The following is a 20,637-nucleotide window of genomic DNA, read 5'->3' as shown; positions in this document are numbered from 1 at the left end:
GGCTCATGCTGTCGAGCCGCGAAAAGACTCCGGACTGTGCATCCGGACGATCGCAATTGAGGCAGGGGGTTGAAGCGTCACGATGCGTGCCACGGCAAGAGGTAGCGGAAACGAATCCCTGGCGGAAAATCTGCGCCTGCTGTGCAGCTACAAACGCTCCGTGTCCGAGGTTTGCCGGCGACTCCAGATCAATCGGCAGCAATTCGCACGCTATCTGACGGGGGAGACGATCCCGTCGGGCGGCAATATCCGGAAGATCTGCGATTATTTCGGGGTCGAGGAGCATGAGATCCTGATGCCCGCCGAGCAGTTTCGCGACATCATCGTCGTGCGGACCAGGCAACCGATCGCGCCTTTCGATACGTCGCTGGGGGATCTGGCGAAACACGTCAAAGACGATGCCGGGCATCTCTCGCACCGCTATATCGGCTGCTATTATCGCTATCTGCGGTCGATCGAATATCGCGGCTCGATCATCAAGGCCTGTGTCCGCGTCTTCGAAAATGGCGGGCGCATCTGGCTGAAGGCCATCGAGCGCATGAAAATCCCCGGCGCGCCGCGCGACGAGGGGTTCGACGTCTATAAATATAACGGCGTGCTGATGCACCTGTCGGACCGGATCTTCATCATCGAGACCGATACGATCCTCAACAGCGGCATCACCGAAACGATCCTTTATCCCAATCACAAGAATCCGATGTCGCTGCTATTCGGCAAGGCGATCGGCGTTTCGAGCGGCCTGTCGCGCGAACCCTATCTCACCCCGATCGTCTATGAATTTCTGGGGACCGCCGTTCCGCCGCGCCAGTTGGTCGGCAATTGCGGGCTGCTGCCCGAAGACAGCCCGCAGATCGACGCCCGCATTCGCGGCTATCTGCTGAGCGAGGGCGGCTAGAGCCTTCGATCGATAAAGCCGGGTTTCGCTCCGCCGCGTAAACTCGAACAAGTCCACGAAATTGTCCGGCCTGAGCGGCCGTCTATTCAGATCCCGATGATTGACGATCGGGGCGAGACACGTGGCGGCATTTGAACGCGAAGAATATCAACACCGGCTGGCTGCGGTGCGGCGTGCGATGGAGGACGCCGGGCTCGACCTTCTGGTGATCACCAACCCGCCCAACATGCATTATACCGTCGGCTACGACGCCTGGTCCTTCTATATCCCGCAGGCGGTTCTGATCCCGCTGGCCGGCGAGCCTTTGTGGGCCGGCCGCGCGATCGACCTCGAATGCGCGCGCCACACCAGCGTTTTGCCGGACGAGGCGCTGCTCGGTTACGACGATTCCTATCTGACATCCGCCGACCGGCACGGCGCGGATTTCATCGCCGAGATGATCCTTGCGCATTGTCCGGGCGCGCGCTCGATCGGCGTCGAGCGGGACTCGCCTTACTTCACCGCCCAATATGGTGCACGGCTCGAACGCGGATTGCCCGGCCGGACGCTCGTGAACGCCGACACGCTGGTCAACTGGATCAGGCTGATCAAGTCCGACGCCGAGATCGCAGTGATGCGCCAGGCCGGCGCCATCACCGATATCGCGATGCGCCGCGCGATCGACATGATCGCCCCCGGCGTGCGCCAATGCGACGTTGCCGGTGCGATCTATCAGGCATTGATCAGCGGCCATCCCGATTTCTGCGGCGACGTGCCGGATTTCCAGACCCTGCCGATGGGCACGCGCACATCCGCACCACACCTCACCTGGACCGACGAGCGTTACGAGACGGGCAGCGCCTGTACGCTCGAACTGGGCGCCAATCGCCTGCGCTACCATGCGCCGCTGGCGCGCACCGTCCATGTCGGGCCGCCGCCGTCCGAGCTGACCGATCTGGCGCATGTCGTCGAGGAAGGCCTGGCCGCAGCGCTCGACGCGGTGCGCCCCGGCGCACTGGCCTGCGACGTCGCCCATGCCTGGAACGCGGTTATCGCGCGCGCGGGCATCGTGAAGCCGTCGCGCATCGGCTATTCGGTCGGCATCGGCTATCCCCCCGACTGGGGCGAGCGCACCGTCAGCCTGATCGCGAGCGATACGACGCCGCTTCAGGACAATATGGTGCTCCACCTCATGCTCGGCCTGTGGGGCCGGGACAGCGGGTATGAGCTGAGCGAGACCTTCCAGGTCACGCCGCAGGGTGCGCGCTGCTTCTCCACCGTCGACCGGGCGCTGGCAGTCCGCTAGCCATGGCCTCGCCCATCCGCCATCATGAAATCGGCAGCCGGCTGGCCGAAATCGCTGCACGCAGCGATCGCATCCGCATCGCGCCTTATGGCAAATCGCTGGAGGGGCGCGAGCTATGGCGCGTGATCGTCTCGCGTCCCGATCATCTGGCAAATCCCGACGGCGGACAGCCCTTGTCCACGGCGACGATCTGGCTGGGATACGGCATTCACGGCAGCGAACTCTCCCCCAGCGACGCCGCGATGCAACTCGTGGACTGGCTGGCGACCGACGACACGGCCGAAGTCCAGGCGATCTGCGCCGCGCTGGTCGTCCATATCGATATCATGGCCAATCCGGACGGCCGCGAGCGCAGCCTTTCCCATCTCGAAAGCTTCAGGGGCGCAACCGCCAATCCCGATCTGCAGGCGCTGCACAATCAGGTGCCGTGGCCCAAGGGGCGTGGCAATCACTATCTGTTCGATCTCAATCGAGACGCGATGTTCGGCGTGCAGCACGAGGCACGATTGCGCATCGCCGCCATCCGCGCAGCATCGCCGCATCTCTATCTCGACGCGCACGAAATGGCGGCGGAAGACAGTTTCCTGTTCGCCTGTCCCGCCGAACCCTTCAATCCGCGGCTTGCCCCCGCCATCCACGAAAGCTGGGCGGAGCTGCGGGGCGAGATCGGCGCCGCGCTCGATGGCGCGGGCATCGCCCATTATACCGGCGCCTGGAACGAGGTCTTTTTTCCCGGCTTTTTCGACATCTGGCCGGCCTATCACGGGGCGGTGCCGATCCTGCTCGAACAGGCGACGAGTTTCGGCGGGACGATTGACCTTCCCAACGGACGCCAGCGTCATTTTGCGGACGCCGTCGCGGCACAGCTCTGCGCGTCGCGCGCCATGCTGCGCGCCGCCGCTCGCCGCGCCGACACCTATGTGTCGCGCTGGCATCGCGCGCGCGAAGCGCCGGTGGCCGAACGCTATTGGATCGTCGACGAGACCGGGCCGAAACGCGATCGCATCGTCGATCTGCTGGAACTGCACGGCATCGCCTTCAGCCATCTCGCCCGACCGGTGCGGGCGGAAGCGCTGCACGATCATTGGAGCGCCGACGCGCAAGGCGTGGAGCTGAAGTTCGGCGCTTTGCTGATCGCCGCACACCAGCCACTGGGTGCGCTGATCGCCAATCTCTTCGACTTCCACATGCCGATGACCGCGGATTTCGTGAAGGCCGAACGCCGCCGCCTCGATCTCGACCAGAAGACCCAGCTTTACGATTGCACGGCGTGGGCGGTGTCGATGGCCTATGACGCGCGGATATTCTGGAGCGACGACGCACCACCGGGAGACTGGGTGACCGACGCGCCCGACCGCGCGATCCCAAGCAGCGCGCAAGCGAATTTCGGTTATCGCTACGACGATCCCTCGCTCACCGTCACGGCCGCGCTGCTCGAAGGCGGGTTGACGGTCCGCCTGTCTCCGAACGCCGCCGATCGGCCGTTCCTGATCCGCCGCGAGGATCAGGGCGAAACCGGGCTGCCGCATTATGCCGCCCTGGCGGCGCGTGGCGACATGATCGCGCTCGATCGTTCGCTGGGCGATGACGGGCTCGATCCCGGCGGCGACGATTTCGCGCTGCTGCGCCGGCCATCGATCGCATTGCTGACCGGCCAGGGCATGGACGCGCCGAGCGTCGGCGCGCTGTGGCATCTGTTCGACCGGACGCTCGGCATTCCGGTCAGCCTGATCGATATCGGCCGGATCGCGAGCCATGATCTGCGCCGCTACGACGTGATCGTCGCGGGCCATGCGGAGGGCCTGCCCGAAACCTGGCTCGATCGGGGCTGGATCGAAAATGGCGGGACACTGGTCGCGCTGGCCGGCGCTGCGCGATCCGGACAATTTGGACTGAAACGCGAGCCGATCGCTGAGACACCAGCGACAAGCCGCGACCATGCGATCGCGGCATCGGCCGCCGCCCGGCACTTCCTGCCCCCCGACTATCCGGTCTGGAACGGTGAAGGCCGGGGCGGCCATGCTGCCCGCTATCTGCCGCGCGGTTGCTATGTGCGCGCCGATGCCAAACCCGGCCACTGGCTGACGCACGGTATCGGTGAGAGGATCCCCGTGCTGTTCCGGGAAGACGGCATCATCCGTGCCGGTGCGGGGGCCGAGGTCGTCATGCGTTTCGCCGACGCCGGGGATCTGCCGCTGTCGGGCATGATCTGGCCCGAAGCCGTCGAGATGATCGCCGGCTCCCCCTGCCTGGTCCGCGAGCGATGCGGGCACGGCCAGATCATCAGCTTCGCCTGGGATCCGGTCTTCCGGGGCTATTCGCTGGGAACGCAGCGCCTGCTGCTCAACGCCGTCCTGCTCGGCCCGGCATTCGCGGACCGGTGAGGTGACGCGGCATCCCCCCGGTGTCTACCTGCTGTCGGCAACCGAGCTGTGGGAGCGTTTCAGCTATTATGCACTCGCCGGGATGCTCACCTTGTTCCTGTCGTCGCCAGTGTCGGAGGGCGGCTTCGGGTGGCGAAGCGATACGGCGGTCCAGCTCTTCGGGCTGATCAGCGGCGCAGCCTTTGCCGCGCCCGCGCTTGGCGGCTGGCTCGTCAGCCGCTGGTTCCGCGAGCAGCCGGCGATCGTCACCGGGGGAATCGCGATCGCTGCGGGCCAGGGATTGCTGGCGCTGGCGGCATGGCGCGGGCCCGACGCCCAGGGTGCTACGGCGGCGCTGTGGAGCGCCTTGCTGCTGATCGTCGGCGGCACCGCGCTGCTGAAGCCCGCCGTGTCCGCGGCCGTCGGATTTCTGTACCCGCCCGGCGACCGGCGCCGCGACGGCGGATATGCGATCTTCATGGCAGGCGTGTGGGCGGGATCGTTCCTGTCCAATCTGGTCGCGGGCACGATCGGCGAGCTGTTCGGCTGGGCATGGGGTTTCGTCACCGCGATGGTCGGCATGACGCTGGGCACGATCGTCTTCATTGCGCTGCGCCCCCGTCTGCTGGGCTCCGCTCGGAACTCGACCGTCGAAACGCCGCACGCAGCGACCGGCCTGCCCGCTCGGGATCGCCGGCCATTGCTCGGCTTGGCGCTGATCAGTCTGTTCACCGTGGCCTATGCTGCGGCCTTCTACCAGAAGGGCGGTTTTCTGAGCGTGCTGATCAGGCAATCGGTCGATCGCGAGATCGGCGCCTTCATGGTCCCGGCAACCTGGTTTCTGAGCATCAGCACCGGCATGTTCATCCTCGCCGCACCGCTGGTCGCGCGGTGGATCGAGCGGCGGGCCGATGCCGGCCATGGCCGTCTCGACGTCTGCACCAGCCTCGTCATCGGGCTCGCTTTGTTGTCGGGCGGCTATGCGATCTTCGCGACCGGGGCGGCCGATGCGGGCGCGGGCAGGATCGCCATGTCGTGGTTCGTCATCGGTTACATCCTGTTCGGCCTGGCCGATGTCTTCATCTGGCCGCCGCAGATCGCGCTGGCGAGCCGGCTGGCACCGGCGCATCTCGCCAGCTTCGTCATCGGCGTCTGGTATCTGTCGATCGGCGCGGGCAGCTACGCGTCCGGCCTGATCGGCGCCGCGGCGGTGCACATGGCGCCCGTCACGGCGCTTGGCGGCCTGTGCGCCGCTTTGCTCTGCGCGACGGCGATCGCCTGGCTGGCACGATCCAAGCTTCTCCACATGATTTCAGCACGAGGCGACGCCAAATGACCCAGAGCGCCCATTTCGACGACGCCGACCATGTCCGCCGTCTGAATGCCGTGCGCGCCGAGATGGAACGGCGCGACATCGACCTGCTGATCCTCTCCGATCCGTGCAATCTCTATTATCTGACCGGCTATGACGCCTGGTCCTTCTACGTGCCGCAAGTCGTCCTGCTGCATCGCGAGGCCGGCCCGTTGTGGATCGGACGCGCCATGGATGCAGCGGGTGCCGCGATCACGACCAACCTGCCGTCCGACGCCATCATTCCCTATGGCGACGCCTATGTGCAGGCGGCGGACGTCCATCCGATGGATCTGGTCGTCGAGGAGATCCGCCGTCGCGGCTGGGGTCAGGACAGGATCGGCGTCGAGCTTGGCAGCTATTATCTCGGCGCCAGGGCCTGGCTGGTGCTCGCCGGCGCGTTCGATGCCGGGCAGCTCGTGGACGCCAGCCTGCTCGTCAACTGGGTGCGCGTGGTCAAGTCGCCCACGGAGATCGCCTATATGCGCCAGGCGGCCCGGATCGTCGAAGGCGCGATGACGGCCGCATTCGACGCGATCCGCCCCGGGGTTCGCGAATGCGACGCGGCCGCCATCATCTATCATGCGCTGATCGGCGGGACTGCCGACTATGGCGGAAACTATGCGAGCAGCCCGCCGCTGATCCCGTCGGGCGACCGCGTCCACACCCCGCATCTGTCCTGGACCGATCAGCCCTATCGGGACGGCGCGCAGGTCAATCTGGAACTGGTCGCGTCGCGCCACCGATATCACACGCCGCTCGGCCGCTCGCTCTATCTCGGCGAACCGCCAGCGCTGCTCCGACGGATCGAAGCGGCCTTGTCCGACGGCATCGCCGCGGCGCTGGCGTTCATCCGGCCGGGCGTGACCGCCGCCGAGATCGAGCGCGTATGGCAGGCGGCGGCGGGCCGTCACGGCATCAGCAAATCGGCGCGCTGCGGCTATTCGATCGGAATCGCCTATCCGCCGACCTTCGGCGAACAGACGGTGAGCATTCGTCCCGGCGACGAGACGGTGATGCAAGCGGGCATGACCCTGCATCTGATGCCGGCGGTCTGGCTCGACGCGCAGAGCATGGTGATGACCGAGCCCTTCGTCGTGACGGAAACGGGCGCCGAATGCCTTTGCGACTTTCCGCGCCGGCTCGAAATCCGGCGATGATCGCCGCGCTCCTCCTGGTTTCCGCGCTGGCCGGGCAATGCGCGGCGGCGGAGGCGATGCAGCGCGCCGAGCGGCTGACCCCTGCAGCAATGAACGATGTGCTCCGCGGCCTGCCGGTGCAGACGGGTTACAGGCCGGGAAGCAGGGGACTGCCGCCCTATGCGATGGTCCATTGGTTGCCGGACGGTCGCTTCTGGTACGAGACCTCGGATCCGGCGGGGCGGAGGATCATATTGTTCGATCCCGCCACCATGACACGACGCGATTTTCCCGTGTCGGGCGACGGCGAGATGCGTTTCGACGTGGCGAGCGGCGGAATATCGCCGGGCGCGGCAACGCGCCGGGACACAGCCATATCGCCGGACGGCCGCTTCCGCGTGATCGTGCGCGCGCATGACCTCTATGTCGCCGGCGGCTCCGGCCCGCCAAGGCGGATCAGCCGCGACGGCGAAATCTGGTACAGCTTCGATCCGGCAATGGCGCGCAGCAATCCGATCGAGATGCCGCCATCCAAGGCGAGCCCGGCGCCGCACTGGATCGGCAATGGCCCCTGGTTCTGGATCGCGCGGCAGGATCATCGCGCGGTCGGCGATCTCTGGCTGATCGATGCGCTGGCAACGCCACGCCCGACGCTGCGCCGGCAAAAAATGGCGCTTCCCGGCGAAAGTGCGATCCCGGTTCCGGAGCTCTGGCTGGTCAATGCCGCATCGGGCGCATCGCACCGCATCACCGCCGATGGTTGGGACTATCTCGGCAATATGGATATCGGCGAGGGCGGGATCGCGCCGGCGAACGACGGCCGCTCGCTCTATTTCGCGCGGATGTCGCGCGACTATGGCCGCGTCGAACTCGCCGCAGCCGCCCTAGCGGACGGCAGGGTCCGCACCGTCCTGAAGGAACCGGCGGGCGCGTCCGGCGTCCGCCATGTCGAATTCCTCGAACTCGCCGACGGTTTTCTCTGGAAATCGGACCGCGACGGCTGGGCGCATTATTATCTCTATGACCGCGACGGCCGGCTGGTCCGTCAGGTCACCCGGGGCGCCTTTTCGGTCGACCGGATCGTGGCCGTCGATGCGGCGCGCGGCGAATTGCTGTTCACCGCCTTTGCCGATGGCAAGGGCAGCAGCGGGCGGACGCAGCTTCATCGCGTCCGGCTGGACGGAAGCGGGCGGACGCGTCTCGACGACGACGCGGCCAGCCATATCGTCTCGCCCAGCCCCGACGGGCGCTATCTGATCGATACCATCGCCCGGCCCGACGCCGCTCCGGTGCTTGCGCTTCGGGACCGCAATGGCGCCGTCTTGCGGACCCTCGAACAGCCCGATCCCGGCACGCTTCGCAAGGCCGGGTGGCGCGCCCCGATTCCACTGGATCTGAAAGCCGCCGATGGCCGGACCCGGATCGAAGGCATGATGTGGCTGCCGCCCGAGGTCGCTGCGGGAAAACGATATCCGGTGATCGTGCAGGCCTATCCGGGGCCGTCGAACGACGTCGTCCCCACCGGTTTCATACCCTCACACCCCAATGCGGCTCTGGCGGAACTCGGTTTCGTCGTCGTGACCTTCGGACAGCGCGGCGGATCGCCGGCGCGCGGCAGGGACTATCAGTTCTTCGCACGCAGGCCCGGCGTGTCGCGCGACTATGCGATCGAGGATAATGCGGCGGCGCTGGAACAGCTGGCGGCCCGCTACCCGTTCGTCGATCCGGACCGGGTCGGCATCTGGGGGCGATCGGGCGGCGGTTTCATGGCGGCGGCAGCACTGCTTGCCCGGCCCGATCTCTACAAAGTGGGCGTCGCCATCGCGGGCAACCATGACAATGGTCTCTACGAGCAGAATTCGACCGAATTCAATTTCGGCGCGCAATCCGCGCCCTATCCGACGAACGCGGCGCTGGCGGCGCGACTGAGGGGGAAATTGCTGCTGGTGCATGGCGATCAGGACGATGACGTGAATGTCGGCCAGACGCTCCGGCTGGTGCGAAGCCTGATCGACGCGGGCAAGAGGTTCGACCTGCTGATCCTGCCCGGCGAGGGACATTCGGGATATTCGGAGACCAGCGAACGCGCGCTGCGCCTTCGGACATGGGAATATTTCCTGACCAATTTGAAGGGCGACCCGGCCTGTCCGGGCGCCGATCTCGGCCGATAAGCCAATGGCGGGACGATCGATGAAGGGACCGGGAGACGATATGTCGAATGGCTTCGGATCAACCGCCAGACTGGCAGTGCGCACGCTGTGCACGATCGCGCTGCTCGGAATGGCCGCCACGGTGCAGGCGCAAAAAGATGCCGTGCTGCTGCGCGACGTCACCGTGATCGACGTCTCGGCCCAGGATCCGGCTTCCGCGCGCCTGGCGCATAGATCGGTGCTGATCGAAGGCGGCATGATCTCACGCATCGGCGCGAACGAGCTGCCCGCCCCCGCATATGCCCGGATCGTCGATGGTTCCGGCAAATTCCTGATTCCCGGCCTGTGGGAGATGCACGCGCATCTGCCGGCCGACCAGCGTTCCGCGCGCAAGGCGCTCGCCATGCAGCTCGCGAACGGCATCGTGGCGATGCGCGACATGGGCAACGACCTGTCGCTGATCGCGCTGCGGACAATGATCGCTGAAACCGCAAAGGGCGCGATCGCGGCACCGGAAGTGATCGCGTCTCCGCTGCGCGCGGCAAATGGCCGCGAACCGGATGCGAAATCGTCACCGGACGATGACGGCCGGGACTTTGCCATCGAGACCGAAGGCGATGCGCGCAGGCTGGTCGCGACGGTACAACGGATGGGCCTCGGCTTCATCAAGCCGTACGATTCGATTCCCGCCCCGGCCTATGCGGCGATGATGCGCGCGGCGGCGCGCGCCGGGCTGTCGGCCAGCGGGCATGTTCCCAGGGAAGTCCCCGTGGCGACAGCCATTGCGCTCGGCCAGGTGACGCTCGAACATGCGCAATCGCTGACATGGGCATGCGCACCGGTGATCGATGCGCGCCGGCGCGCTTATTATCTCGACAGTGCGGAACATCGCTTCGAGAGCAATCTGGCCTATCCCGATTTCGCCGGTTTTACCGATGAGGTGGTCGATAGCTATGATGCCGGCGCATGCCGGGCCCTGCTCGCGACGATGGCACGCAAGCAGGTCCATTACACCCCCACCCTGGTCACGCGCCGCTTCGATGTGCTGGCGGGCTTCCGTGAATATCGAAGCGACCCGCTGCTGGCCTATATCGACGCCGACACGCAGAAATCCTGGAACGCGGATGCCGATCGCTATGCGGCGCTGCCTGCCAGGACACAGCTTGCGCTGCACCGTTTCCTGCTGCACGCGATGCGCGTGACGGGTGAGGCCTATCGCGCGGGCGTTCCGATCCTGGTGGGGTCGGATTCGCCCGACTCCTACATATTTCCGGGCTTCAGCTATCATCTCGAAATGGAGATGCTCGCCCAGTCTGGCCTGCCGCCGCTTGCGGTCCTGCGCGCGGCGACACTCTCGGCGGCGCGATATATGAAGATGGAGAAACGACGTGGAACGATTGCAGAAGGCCGGATCGCCGATCTCGTCCTGCTCGATGCCGATCCGTTGATCGATATCGGCAATATCCGCCGGATCGATGCGGTGATCCGCAATGGCCGGCTGTTCGATCGCGCCGCACTCGACACGCTGCTCGCACATGCGCGGGCGGATGTGGCGCGATGAGCCTCACCGATCTCGCAAGCGCGAGCGCCGCGTGTTTCTCGGCCGATTATCAGGACGCGCGGCAGCGCTTTCTGGCCGCGGCCGGCGATGCCGTGCGCAGCTATCCGCTCGATGCGACCGGGCCCGATGGAGCCCCGCTGGCAACCGATAACTGCTGGATCGGCCCGGCGGATGCCAGCCGCGTGATCGTGATCCTGTCGGCGACGCATGGCGTCGAGGGATATTGCGGTTCGGGCGTGCAGCTCGACTGGCTGTATTCGGGGGCGGCCGCCCTGCTCGCCCCCGACCAGGCGGTGCTGCTGGTCCATGCGCTCAACGCCTATGGCTTCGCATGGGATCGCCGGGTGACGGAGGAAGGCTGCGATCTCAATCGCAACTGCGTGGACTTCGCGCACGGCGTTCCGGTCAACACCGCCTATCCCGATGTCGCGCCGTTCCTCGTTCCCGCATCGCTCGATCCCGGCACGGTCGCCCGCGCCGAAGCTGCGCTGGACGCCTATCGCGCCGAACATGGCCAGCGCGCCTTCGATATCGCGGTGAAGGGCGGCCAATATGTCGATCCGCATGGCATGTTCTATGGCGGCGTGGCGCCATCGAGCGCGCGCATCCGCCTGGAGCGGATCATCGACGATTATCGGCTGAGGGACCGCGAATTCGTCACCATCCTCGACGTGCATACCGGCCTGGGCCCGTTCGGCTATGGCGAGCCGCAAAGCGAGCATCGGCCCGACAGCCGATCGCACGCGATCGCCGGCCGGATCTTCGGCCCGTCGCTGACCTCACCCGATCTCGGCACGTCGTTCGCGGCACCGGTGACGGGCACGCTGCAGATGCTGTGGGATCGCATTCTGGGCGACGGCAACCATGTCTATATCTGTCTGGAATATGGCGTTTTCGAGCAAAGGCTGAACCGGGAAGCCTATCGGCGCGACCATTGGTTCCATCGATATGGTGGTGGCGACCCGATGAGCGAAGACGGACGTCGCGCGCGCAAGACCATGCGCGACCAATTTTGTTCCGATCGCCAGGACTGGCGCGAAATGATCCTGTTCCGTGCTCGGCAGGTCTTCCGCCAGGCCCTCGCCGCCACGGGAGGGTGACGCCGCGGCGGCGTCAGGCGACGAACGTCGCGATCAATCCACGATGAAGATCTTCGCGCCTGTCCGCGTGACCGAGCGGTGTGCGGCGTCGCCGGAGCTCGACACCTGATAACTCATGCCCGGCGTCAGCACGAAACGGCGCCCGTCGCGCAGTTCGGAAACCAGTTCGCCCTCGAGCACGTACAGGACATGGCCGCGATCGCACCAATGATCGGCCAGATAGCCCGGCGAATATTCGACGATCCGCACGCGCAGATCGCCGATCTCGAAGGTCCGCCAGGTCGCCTCACCGGTTTCGCCGGGATAGACGACCGCCGGAACCTGGGCCCAGTCGGTGACGGTGAACGCAAGGTCGGGGAAATTCATGTTGGGCTCACCGTTCAGCTATTGATGCGAGCCTTGTCTGCCGTGGGATCCGAACGGGTCAAGGGGTGGCGGACCGGATATCCGCCCCCCTTCCCCCCGAACGGGTCAGGACCCTGAATCGCCGCCGACGCCATGAACTCGCCGACCAGCGACTGCACACGCCACGCACCATTGACGGATCCGGCTGAACATATCGGCGCTCATCGATCGAGCTACGTGATTTCGGAATCACGCAGCTCGATCCAGGCCTTTGTTTGATCGCGATTTTCGAGTCGTTCGATGGATTCGTCGAACTGCAAAGCGTTCAGATATGCATCAGCGGATCGCTGATGCCATGCGCGCCGGTTTCGATACGCCCGGCCATCCGGATGTCGATGCCGTCCATGGCGATGGTCAGATCATACCAGTCATGGCTCTCCGCAACCGGCCAGCGATGCGTGAGCTGGCCGCTGCCGGCCACGCTCAGCGTCTGCGGCGCACCCTTGCCATAGGCGTCGTTGCTCAGCCTGATCGCCGCCGGCGCATCCCCCATGTTGCGCCATGACAATGCGAGCGCGCGGCGCTTGCGATCGTAGCGAACCACCGGGATCGGCGTGCGCGCAACCTTGCCGAGCGCACCCTTGAAATGGCGTAGGAAACCGTTCGGCCCGAGCACCCAGAGGTCGAACCGGCCCTCCGCGTCGCCCGCCCAGCTGTCGACCAGGCTCTTGCCCGCTTCCACCGTGTAGCGACGCGGAATGCGGTCGAGATTGTGTCGGTCATAGACGTGATAGACGACGCCCACGCTCCCTTCGTTGACGAAGGACAGGCCGATCGCGTCTCCCGCCTCCGCAAGGCGCGCATCGACATGCAATGCGTAGGGCAAGGCGCGCGACCGCCTGATCCCCCGTTCCTGGAACAGCGCCTGCGGCGCACGCGGCGGCAGGAGCTTCGGCCGCTGGAGATGGCCGTCGAGGATCTCGGTCGCCTTGCTGACATCGGGCAGAGCGGGAAAGGCCGCATCCTCGGGGCCCGAAAAATCGAAGCAGGAGGTCAGGTCGCCGCAGACCGAACGATGCCATGGGCTGATCGCCGGAATGGTGATGTCGAACCTTTTTTCGAGGAACTGGCCGACCGAAGTGTGATCGAATATCTCGCTGCTCACCCAGCCGCCCTTGCTCCATGGCGAGACGACATACATGGGCACGCGCGGCCCCAGCCCCCAGGGGCGCGTCGTCCCCGTACCGACATCGTCGCGCGACGTGTATTTATCCTCATGATCGTCGAAATAATGGCCCGGCAGGCTGAGCGTCGCGCCACCGGCCAGGCTGCCGTCGGGATTGTAGGATGGCGGGGCCGCGGGCGGCAGATGGTCGAACAGCCCGTCATTCTCGTCGAAGGTCTGGAAAAAGACCGTGCCGCTCCACACGTCCGGATTGGCGGTGAGCGCATCGAGCACGCGCGCGGTGAAGGCCGCGCCTTCGATCGGCGTCGAGGCCGACGGATGTTCGGACCATTGCTTGGGCGGCAGCACCCATGAGACTGCGGGCAACGTCCCGTCGCGGACATCCTGCGCCAGCCGTTCGAGCGAGAAAGCGCTCATGCCGCGCCGGTAGAGCGGCGAATCGGGCCTGGCCTCGCGGAAACCCTTGAACGCCAGCCCGCCATGCATCGCGCCGGTCCAATTGTCGTTGGGATCCTGATAGATGCGCCAGTCGACACCGGCGGTTTCCAGCACCTCGGGAATGGTCGGCCATTCGAGCGCATTGCCGGCATAGGTGTAGCCGGGCTCGGGCAATGCGCCCTTGATCCAGCAGCGCAGATTATTGGGTTCCGAATGGGTGTCGCGGCAATTGATGCCCCTGGCGCGCATCGCGGGATCGAAGGCCGAGCCCGACCAGAAGACGATGCGGTTGGGATCGGTGCCCGTGGTGATCGAGCAATGATAGGCGTCGCAGATGGTGAACGCCTCGGCCAGCGCGAACTGGAATGGAATGTCCTCGCGGCGATAATAGCCCATCGAATAATCGGTCTTGAATTTGGGCCAGCGGCCGAACCTGCCCTGGTCCCACGCGGCCTGCGCATCGGCGAAGCTGTGCGGGGTGCCGGGCACCTTCAGCGCGTTGGTCCGCTCGGTATCGAGATGGAAGGGCGGCAGATCGCGCACGCCATTATTCTGCGACCAGACCGGCTTGCCATTGGGCAGCGGAATGGGATGACGATCGCCGAAACCGCGCACGCCCTTCATCGTGCCGAAATAGTGATCGAAGGAGCGATTCTCCTGCATCAGGATCACGATATGGCGCACGTCCTTGATCGTGCCCGTGGTGCGCCGCGCCGGAATGGCGAGTGCGCGGCCGATGCTCGCGGGGATCGCGGCCAGGGAACCGGCAACGCCGGCAGCTTTCAGAAAATTACGCCGTGACGGGGTCATCCGACATCCTCCAGATGGAGCATCGCGCGCGCGAACCGCCGACAGCGATGCGATAGCAGATATCCGGAACAGGCTGCACGAATCCAGGGTCGCGCAGCCTGTCCGGCCGAACGGTCAGAATTTGGTCGTGTAGGAGACGTAGACGCTGCGCGGCTTGCCCTCGAACTCATAGCCGTAGAAATATTGCGGGCTGTTGAGCGCGATCTCGCCGCGGTTGAAGGCCGACCCGAAACGCTGGTTGCCGTAGCCGTAGCGCTCGGCATATTTCTCGTCGAACAGATTGACGATGCGGAGCTGGAAACGATGCTGCCGCTCGTCGCCGAGCCAATAGCCGATCGACGCGTTCGCCACGAAATAATTGCCAAAATTGTGGCGAAGCGCGTTGTTCAGGCCGCCCGTCGCAAATTCCGGCCCCTGGTAGCGCCCATAGAGCGTGACGTGGAAACGATCGTCGGGGCTGTGCCACGCCGCGGTGGTGCCGATCATATATTCGGGGGTTTCGTTGATCTGCAGCTTGGTGCCGGCGAGCCGCGCACGCTGCTTGGTATAATTGATGTTGAAGGTGAAACCCTTGCCGACATTGATATCGAGATCGGCGGTGAGGCCGCGGATCCGGGTCACCAGGTCGTTGTTGAAATAGGTGTTGGGGGTGAGGCCCGACGTGGTCTGGATGCGATTGGCGATGTCGGTCCGGAACGCACCGATCTCCGCATTGATCTGGACGCCGCCAAATGCCTTGGTGAAGCCGACTGCACCATTATAGGTTTCGGTGGTTTCGGTCTTCAGATCGGGGTTGCCGATCAATGTCGGGCTGTCGGAGAACAGCTCGTTGGTGCGCGGCAGGCTGTACGAGGTGCCGCCATTGCCGCGAATGTAGAAATTGCCGATCGGCTGGCGGAAGCCGAATTTCCAGATCGTGCGCGACCCGAAACTGTCGGCGAAATCGGTACGCACGGCGAACGAGAGCTTGGTGCTCTTGCTGAACGGGATCACCGGGCGGAAATCGGCATAGACGCCGGTGATCGTGTTGGATTCGTTCGAGATCGGAAAGACCGGATCGGAATCGTTGCGGTACGAAACCACCTGGACGCCGGCGACGACTTCGAGCGCGTCGGGGATCGTCAGCGTGTTGCGGACATTGAGCCCGAGTTCGCGGAAACCGGCGACCTTCGAATCCTTGCCGAAACCCTTGTTCGCATAGGGGATCGATTTGCCCGTGGCGCTGCCAAATGGGATCGCCTTGCCCGTCGTCGGATCGGCGCAGCCCGTGCGGATCTTGCAGATCTCGGCGAAGGTCTCGGTGTTGTTGAGCTTGGGATTGCTCCAATAGCCTGCGATCTCGGTATAGAGCGCGTCGGACCAGCGCCGGTCGAGCGTGAAATCGACGATCGGGTAACGGACGCGGTTGGGCGAATAGGTCTCATTGTCCGGGAAGGGATCCTGGAACTCGATCTGGGTATATTGGCCGTTCACGCGGAACTCGGTCTTGTCGTCGAGCTTCCACAGATATTTGATGCCGATATTGCTGCGGTTGAGCGGATATTTCTGGATGCCGCCGGCGGCTGCGACATTGTCGACATAGCTTTCCGGCGCGAAGATGCGCGGTCCGTCGGTCTGGATCGTGCCGCCATAGATCATGACGCTGTGGCGCCCCTCGGCATCGATCGGGAAGCTGCCATTGCCCCACACTTCGCGCGTGTTGAACGCACCATATTGCGCGCCGAGTTCGAACTTGCTGGTGCCGTCGGGACGCTTGGTGACCAGGCTGATCACGCCGATGCCGCCGTTGCTGCCGAAGAACAGGCTGTTTCCGCCGCGGAACACCTCGGCGCGCTCGATCATGTGCGGATCGATCGTCGTGCTGCCCCAGATATCCTCGAGCGCGGGACCGCGATCGTAGAGCGGCACGCCGTCGAGCACGACCAGCGTATCGCGATCGCCGCCGCCGTCGAGCCGGATGGTGTATTCGCCCTCATCGGGCGAATAGCCGATATTGGCGCCCTTGATCAGGAACTGCGCCAGCTCGGCGAAATTGGTCGCACCCGTCATCGCGATCTGCTGCATATCGATGATCTGGACATTGTTGCCGAATTCGATCGCGCTGTCGGCAAGCGGCGTCGCCACCACATGCTCGCCGCGCACGATGATATCCTGTTCGGGCTCGGCATCGGCCGGCGCGCCCTCGGCGCCGGCGGGTGCCCCCTCGCCTTTCCCGGCGGCAAAGGCGATCGACGGCAGCGCGCTGACGCCAAGCAAAAGGGCGAGCAGCATGGCTGCCCGCGACGCGGCGATTGTCTTCATGAATGGATACCCCTGACAGATTGCGACCCCGCCGCGACGCTGCTCGGACGCTCATCGCCCGATGCCGCGTCGCAGCAAGCACGCCGCCGCTAGGCCCCGAATGCGTCAGGGGTGTTCAGGACTCTCGCGATTTCGATGAAGCCTATGTGAAAGCTTTGCGACTGGGCGCGGTTATGGCTCAATCGATGCGGGACGGTGCCGTCGGGATGCGAATGCATCCGCGCCTCGAAGCGCTCAAGCGCCGCGTGGCTTCACCATGGTATCAGGCGTTGAAACGAAACGTCCCGGCCGTTGCGGCCCGGCTTCCCAGGTCGCGTTGCAAATCTTGCGACAGCATAGTCCGCGCCGACCCCGTCCCTTCCCTGTCGATCTGCGCCGGATCGGCCCGTCCGTCGGGCCCGTCATCTTTTACTACAGCGAGAAAAGGCCGGCGCACGCGCGCGAGTCGGTCTTTCGAATTCGGGTCGATTTCGAAAGGCTCATCGCCAAGATGAAAACCGTCGTCGTTCTGATATCCGGTCGGCGCAATCAGAAATAGCCTGACCAGCCAAACGGATACGGCGACGAAGCCGAGAGCCCCGACCACAGCCGAGGCGAAGAGCATCACTCCCCACATTTAGCCCCATCCCCACAGAGCGGAACGCCTGCAAAACCGCGGCCTTATCCGTCCATGAGCATTCCAGCCCCCACCGGCAAAGTCGAGTCAATTTAGTAACCAGAATTGCACGCTATTGTGCTTGACGGAGACGGATTCGGCGGTGCGCGCACGACGCACCGATGGCCTTGGCCCCTTCCAGCCCGGACACTCGCTTCGTCGGATCATATGACCGGGCGATCGGCACGGCATGGCGCACCATCAACGATAAGGTCATAAATTTGTGCAATGCCGCATCCAGGACCCAGACCCATGATCTGCAAAGCCGAAGCCGGCGCGAGGCAGGAGCGCTCGTGACGGATGGCTTTGCGGAAAAGGAGGCCATGCCAATCAATGATCGAGGATACGGCACCTTGAATTCAATCAATCGCCGCAATCGTCTGAAGATCGAGCGCCCGCGCTAGCGGATCGCCAGTTTCCGCCTGTCCAAACCGAACGCCCGAACACGGTCGGGCGTCACCATCCCCACATATGGAGTAGCGTATATCATGAGTTCGGAGAAGGTTGTCGTCGTCGGATTGGGCTATGTCGGGTTGCCGTTGGCGGTCGCACTGGCGCGGTATTACGACGTCATCGGATTGGATATCGACACCCATCGCATCGCCGAGCTCGAAGCCGGCCACGACCGCACCGGCGAGATCGACTCCGCAGAGCTGCGACGGACCCGGCTGGCGCTGACCAGCAGGCCCGAAGACTGCGCGGCAGCGGACGTCTATATCGTGACCGTCCCGACTCCGGTCGACAAGGACAACCGTCCCGATCTTGGCCCGGTCGTCAGTGCGACCCGCACGGTATCGCGGTTGCTGGACGCGGCGCGCAAACCGATCATCGTCTATGAAAGCACCGTCTATCCAAGCGTCACCGAGGATGTCTGCGGGCCGATCATCGAGGAGATTTCAGGGCTGCGGCGCGGCCATGATTTCTTCCTCGGCTATTCGCCGGAGAGGATCAATCCCGGCGACCGGGAACATACCGTCGATCGAATCGTCAAAGTGGTCGCGGGCGAGAATGACGATGTGACCGCGCGCTTGGCGGCGATCTATGGCAAGGTGACCAAGGCCGGCGTCTTCCAGGCACGGTCGATCAAGGTCGCCGAGGCCGCCAAGGTTATCGAGAACGCGCAGCGCGACATCAACATCGCCTTCATGAACGAGATCACCCAGATCTTCGCGCGCATGGACATATCAATCTGGGACGTGCTCCAGGCGGCCGGCACGAAATGGAACTTCCTGCCCTTCCAGCCCGGCCTGGTCGGCGGTCACTGCATCGGCGTGGACCCTTATTATCTCAGCTTCCGCGCCCAGCAGCTCGGCCACGAGCCGCGGATCATTCTCGCCGGCCGATCGACCAATGATACGATGGGCGCATGGGTGGCGGACCAGCTCCATCGGCGCCGTGGCGGTCCCGGATCCGTGCTGGTGATGGGCCTCACCTTCAAGGAGAATGTCCCGGATCTCCGGAACAGCCGCGTGGTCGACATCATCGATCGGCTGCAATCGCTCGGACACGGGATAACCGTCCACGATCCGCTGGCCGATCCCGACGAAGTGCGGCGGGAGTTCGATTTCACCATCTCACCCCAGGCCCTGGATGGCACCTATGATCTGGTGATCGTCGCGGTACCGCACACGGCGTATGCCGATCTCTGCGACGAGACGCTTTCCGCCCTGGTCGCCCCGAGCGGTACGTTCGCCGACCTGAAAAACCTGCGCCCGGACCGGAAGCTGAGGGCGGATATCACGCAATGGTCGTTATAGAGCCCGATCGCTTGAAGTCGACGCGCAACGGCCGCGCCTGAACCTGCACTGCAACGACCGGCTGTAGAAAAGCGAGCGATCGGCAATCGCCGATCGCTCCTTTGGTCAGATTCCGTGATAGTCGCGATACCAGTGAACGAAGGCGGGAACGCCGATATCGATCGGCGTGGCCGGCTGAAAACCCAGATCGCGCTGGATGGCGGTGATGTCGGCATAGGTATCCCTGACATCGCCAGGTTGCATGGGAAGCATCCGCTTCTCCGCCTTTCGGCCGCACGCATCCTCGATCAGGGTGATCATGCGGCTCAGCTCTTCGCTGCGATGATTGCCGATATTATAGACGCGATGCGGCCCGCGGCTCCCCCCCGCCTTTTCGAGACCATCGTCGGGCGGCGGATTGTCGAGCACGGCAACCACGCCGTTGATGATATCGTCGATATAGGTGAAATCGCGCCGCATATTCCCTTCGCCGAACACGTCGATCGGCGTGCCCGCCAGAATCGCCTTAGTGAACAGCCACATCGCCATGTCCGGCCGGCCCCACGGACCATAGACGGTGAAGAAACGAAGGCCGGTGAGCGGCAGGCGATAGAGATGCGCGTAGGTCTCGCTCATCAACTCGTCCGCCTTCTTCGTGGCGGCATAAAGCGAAAGGGGATGATCGACGCGATCCTCGACCCGGAAGGGAAGCGTGTCGTTACCACCATAGACCGATGAAGAGGATGCATAGACGAGATGGCCGACACCGCGATGGCGCGCGAGCTCCAGCATGTTGAGATGGCCGACCAGGTTCGCCTGGACATAAGCGTGCGGATTCTCGATCGAATAGCGCACGCCGGCCTGAGCCCCCAGATGCACGATCCGCTCGAACTCCTGGGCACCAAGATGAGTCAACAGGCCTTGATAGTCGGCGAAATCAGCCTCGACGAACGTGAATGCGTCGCCAAAGTCGCGGCCCAGTGCAGCAAGGCGATCCCGCTTCAGTTCGACGCTGTAATAATCGTTCAGATTGTCGATGCCGACGACCTTGTCTCCCCGCGCCATCAGCCTGCGCGCGAGATGTGAACCGATGAAGCCGGCAACGCCGGTGACTAGAATGACCATTTACGCGGCAATCCGGGACTGTTGTGGGTGTCGACCGCCTAGCAGGATAGGCTGAACGCTCACAAGGCTCTGTTCGGCGAATTTTATCGCTTTACCGAAAATGCTCCATGGGATTTCCGGGCGCGCGGCGCTCGATGTTGCGGCGCACCAAAAGCCGACCGATACCATCGGATCGGACTTCTGAGAAACCGCAATCA

General features: G+C 64.4%; 15 protein-coding genes. 10 read left to right on the top strand and 5 right to left on the bottom strand.

Going from position 1 to position 20,637, the window contains the following annotated elements; all coding sequences use genetic code 11:
• Positions 1–82: 82 nt before the first annotated feature.
• The 8 genes from AC3WN8_RS00940 to AC3WN8_RS00905 all read left to right on the top strand — a co-directional run bounded on the left by AC3WN8_RS00940 (position 83) and on the right by AC3WN8_RS00905 (position 11,844).
• Positions 83–895, top strand: a complete 813-nt coding sequence (locus AC3WN8_RS00940) for a helix-turn-helix domain-containing protein (RefSeq protein WP_492667483.1) — start codon at positions 83–85, stop codon at positions 893–895.
• A gap of 121 nt (positions 896–1,016) precedes the next feature.
• A complete protein-coding gene (locus AC3WN8_RS00935) occupies positions 1,017–2,180 on the top strand; it encodes a M24 family metallopeptidase (RefSeq protein ID WP_492667482.1) in 1,164 nt (387 codons plus the stop codon).
• A 2-nt stretch (positions 2,181–2,182) separates the two neighbouring features.
• A complete protein-coding gene (locus tag AC3WN8_RS00930) occupies positions 2,183–4,564 on the top strand; it encodes a M14 family zinc carboxypeptidase (RefSeq protein ID WP_492667481.1) in 2,382 nt (793 codons plus the stop codon).
• A 1-nt stretch (position 4,565) separates the two neighbouring features.
• The gene (locus AC3WN8_RS00925; RefSeq protein WP_492667480.1) at positions 4,566–5,879 is read left to right on the top strand and encodes a peptide MFS transporter; all 1,314 of its coding nucleotides are present in this window, start codon (positions 4,566–4,568) and stop codon (positions 5,877–5,879) included.
• A complete protein-coding gene (locus tag AC3WN8_RS00920) occupies positions 5,876–7,054 on the top strand; it encodes a M24 family metallopeptidase (RefSeq protein WP_492667479.1) in 1,179 nt (392 codons plus the stop codon). The genes AC3WN8_RS00925 and AC3WN8_RS00920 overlap by 4 nt, the downstream gene beginning before the upstream one ends.
• Positions 7,051–9,204, top strand: coding sequence for a S9 family peptidase (locus tag AC3WN8_RS00915; RefSeq protein WP_492667478.1), 2,154 nt, complete (start codon positions 7,051–7,053; stop codon positions 9,202–9,204). The genes AC3WN8_RS00920 and AC3WN8_RS00915 overlap by 4 nt, the downstream gene beginning before the upstream one ends.
• 40 nt (positions 9,205–9,244) lie before the next feature.
• Entirely contained in the window at positions 9,245–10,744 is a 1,500-nt protein-coding gene (locus AC3WN8_RS00910; RefSeq protein ID WP_492667477.1) for an amidohydrolase family protein, read from the top strand.
• The gene (locus AC3WN8_RS00905) at positions 10,741–11,844 is read left to right on the top strand and encodes a DUF2817 domain-containing protein (protein WP_492667476.1); all 1,104 of its coding nucleotides are present in this window, start codon (positions 10,741–10,743) and stop codon (positions 11,842–11,844) included. The genes AC3WN8_RS00910 and AC3WN8_RS00905 overlap by 4 nt, the downstream gene beginning before the upstream one ends.
• A gap of 33 nt (positions 11,845–11,877) precedes the next feature.
• On the opposite strand, the gene AC3WN8_RS00900 is transcribed toward AC3WN8_RS00905, so the two are convergent.
• From AC3WN8_RS00900 to AC3WN8_RS00885, 4 genes are all read right to left on the bottom strand, one after another.
• Complete coding sequence (locus AC3WN8_RS00900) at positions 11,878–12,210, bottom strand: DHCW motif cupin fold protein (RefSeq protein WP_492667475.1); 333 nt, start codon at positions 12,208–12,210, stop codon at positions 11,878–11,880.
• Positions 12,211–12,514: 304 nt separating this feature from the next.
• Positions 12,515–14,623 (bottom strand): phosphocholine-specific phospholipase C, encoded by a 2,109-nt coding sequence (locus AC3WN8_RS00895; protein ID WP_492667474.1) that lies wholly within the window; start codon positions 14,621–14,623, stop codon positions 12,515–12,517.
• Between the two features lie 114 nt (positions 14,624–14,737).
• Positions 14,738–16,924, bottom strand: coding sequence for a TonB-dependent receptor plug domain-containing protein (locus AC3WN8_RS00890; RefSeq protein WP_492667473.1), 2,187 nt, complete (start codon positions 16,922–16,924; stop codon positions 14,738–14,740).
• A gap of 262 nt (positions 16,925–17,186) precedes the next feature.
• Positions 17,187–17,540, bottom strand: a complete 354-nt coding sequence (locus AC3WN8_RS00885) for a hypothetical protein (RefSeq protein ID WP_492667472.1) — start codon at positions 17,538–17,540, stop codon at positions 17,187–17,189.
• A gap of 161 nt (positions 17,541–17,701) precedes the next feature.
• Here AC3WN8_RS00885 and AC3WN8_RS00880 point away from each other — a divergent pair, with 161 nt between their 5' ends.
• Together AC3WN8_RS00880 and AC3WN8_RS00875 are read left to right on the top strand one after the other, a co-directional pair.
• A complete protein-coding gene (locus AC3WN8_RS00880; RefSeq protein ID WP_492667471.1) occupies positions 17,702–17,983 on the top strand; it encodes a hypothetical protein in 282 nt (93 codons plus the stop codon).
• An 84-nt stretch (positions 17,984–18,067) separates the two neighbouring features.
• Positions 18,068–19,336, top strand: a complete 1,269-nt coding sequence (locus tag AC3WN8_RS00875; RefSeq protein WP_492667470.1) for a nucleotide sugar dehydrogenase — start codon at positions 18,068–18,070, stop codon at positions 19,334–19,336.
• A gap of 105 nt (positions 19,337–19,441) precedes the next feature.
• Here AC3WN8_RS00875 and AC3WN8_RS00870 read toward each other — a convergent pair whose 3' ends face one another.
• Positions 19,442–20,440: an NAD-dependent epimerase gene (locus AC3WN8_RS00870; RefSeq protein ID WP_492667469.1), complete on the bottom strand. Its 999-nt coding sequence runs from the start codon at positions 20,438–20,440 to the stop codon at positions 19,442–19,444.
• Between the last annotated feature and the right edge of the window lie 197 nt (positions 20,441–20,637).

Source organism: Sphingobium sp. FW305-3-2-15-F-TSA7 (assembly GCF_058787155.1).
This window is presented reverse-complemented; position numbering and strand designations above follow the sequence as displayed.

What these genes read in the sequence shown, in the direction of transcription:
- AC3WN8_RS00940 (WP_492667483.1), top strand. Translation starts at nt 83, where the DNA reads ATGCGTGCCACGGCAAGAGGTAGCGGAAACGAATCCCTGGCGGAAAAT.
- AC3WN8_RS00930 (WP_492667481.1), top strand. Translation starts at nt 2,183, where the DNA reads ATGGCCTCGCCCATCCGCCATCATGAAATCGGCAGCCGGCTGGCCGAA.
- AC3WN8_RS00920 (WP_492667479.1), top strand. Translation starts at nt 5,876, where the DNA reads ATGACCCAGAGCGCCCATTTCGACGACGCCGACCATGTCCGCCGTCTG.
- AC3WN8_RS00915 (WP_492667478.1), top strand. Translation starts at nt 7,051, where the DNA reads ATGATCGCCGCGCTCCTCCTGGTTTCCGCGCTGGCCGGGCAATGCGCG.
- AC3WN8_RS00910 (WP_492667477.1), top strand. Translation starts at nt 9,245, where the DNA reads ATGTCGAATGGCTTCGGATCAACCGCCAGACTGGCAGTGCGCACGCTG.
- AC3WN8_RS00905 (WP_492667476.1), top strand. Translation starts at nt 10,741, where the DNA reads ATGAGCCTCACCGATCTCGCAAGCGCGAGCGCCGCGTGTTTCTCGGCC.
- AC3WN8_RS00900 (WP_492667475.1), bottom strand. Translation starts at nt 12,210, where the DNA reads ATGAATTTCCCCGACCTTGCGTTCACCGTCACCGACTGGGCCCAGGTT.
- AC3WN8_RS00895 (WP_492667474.1), bottom strand. Translation starts at nt 14,623, where the DNA reads ATGACCCCGTCACGGCGTAATTTTCTGAAAGCTGCCGGCGTTGCCGGT.
- AC3WN8_RS00890 (WP_492667473.1), bottom strand. Translation starts at nt 16,924, where the DNA reads ATGAAGACAATCGCCGCGTCGCGGGCAGCCATGCTGCTCGCCCTTTTG.
- AC3WN8_RS00885 (WP_492667472.1), bottom strand. Translation starts at nt 17,540, where the DNA reads ATGTGGGGAGTGATGCTCTTCGCCTCGGCTGTGGTCGGGGCTCTCGGC.
- AC3WN8_RS00880 (WP_492667471.1), top strand. Translation starts at nt 17,702, where the DNA reads ATGGCCTTGGCCCCTTCCAGCCCGGACACTCGCTTCGTCGGATCATAT.
- AC3WN8_RS00875 (WP_492667470.1), top strand. Translation starts at nt 18,068, where the DNA reads ATGAGTTCGGAGAAGGTTGTCGTCGTCGGATTGGGCTATGTCGGGTTG.
- AC3WN8_RS00870 (WP_492667469.1), bottom strand. Translation starts at nt 20,440, where the DNA reads ATGGTCATTCTAGTCACCGGCGTTGCCGGCTTCATCGGTTCACATCTC.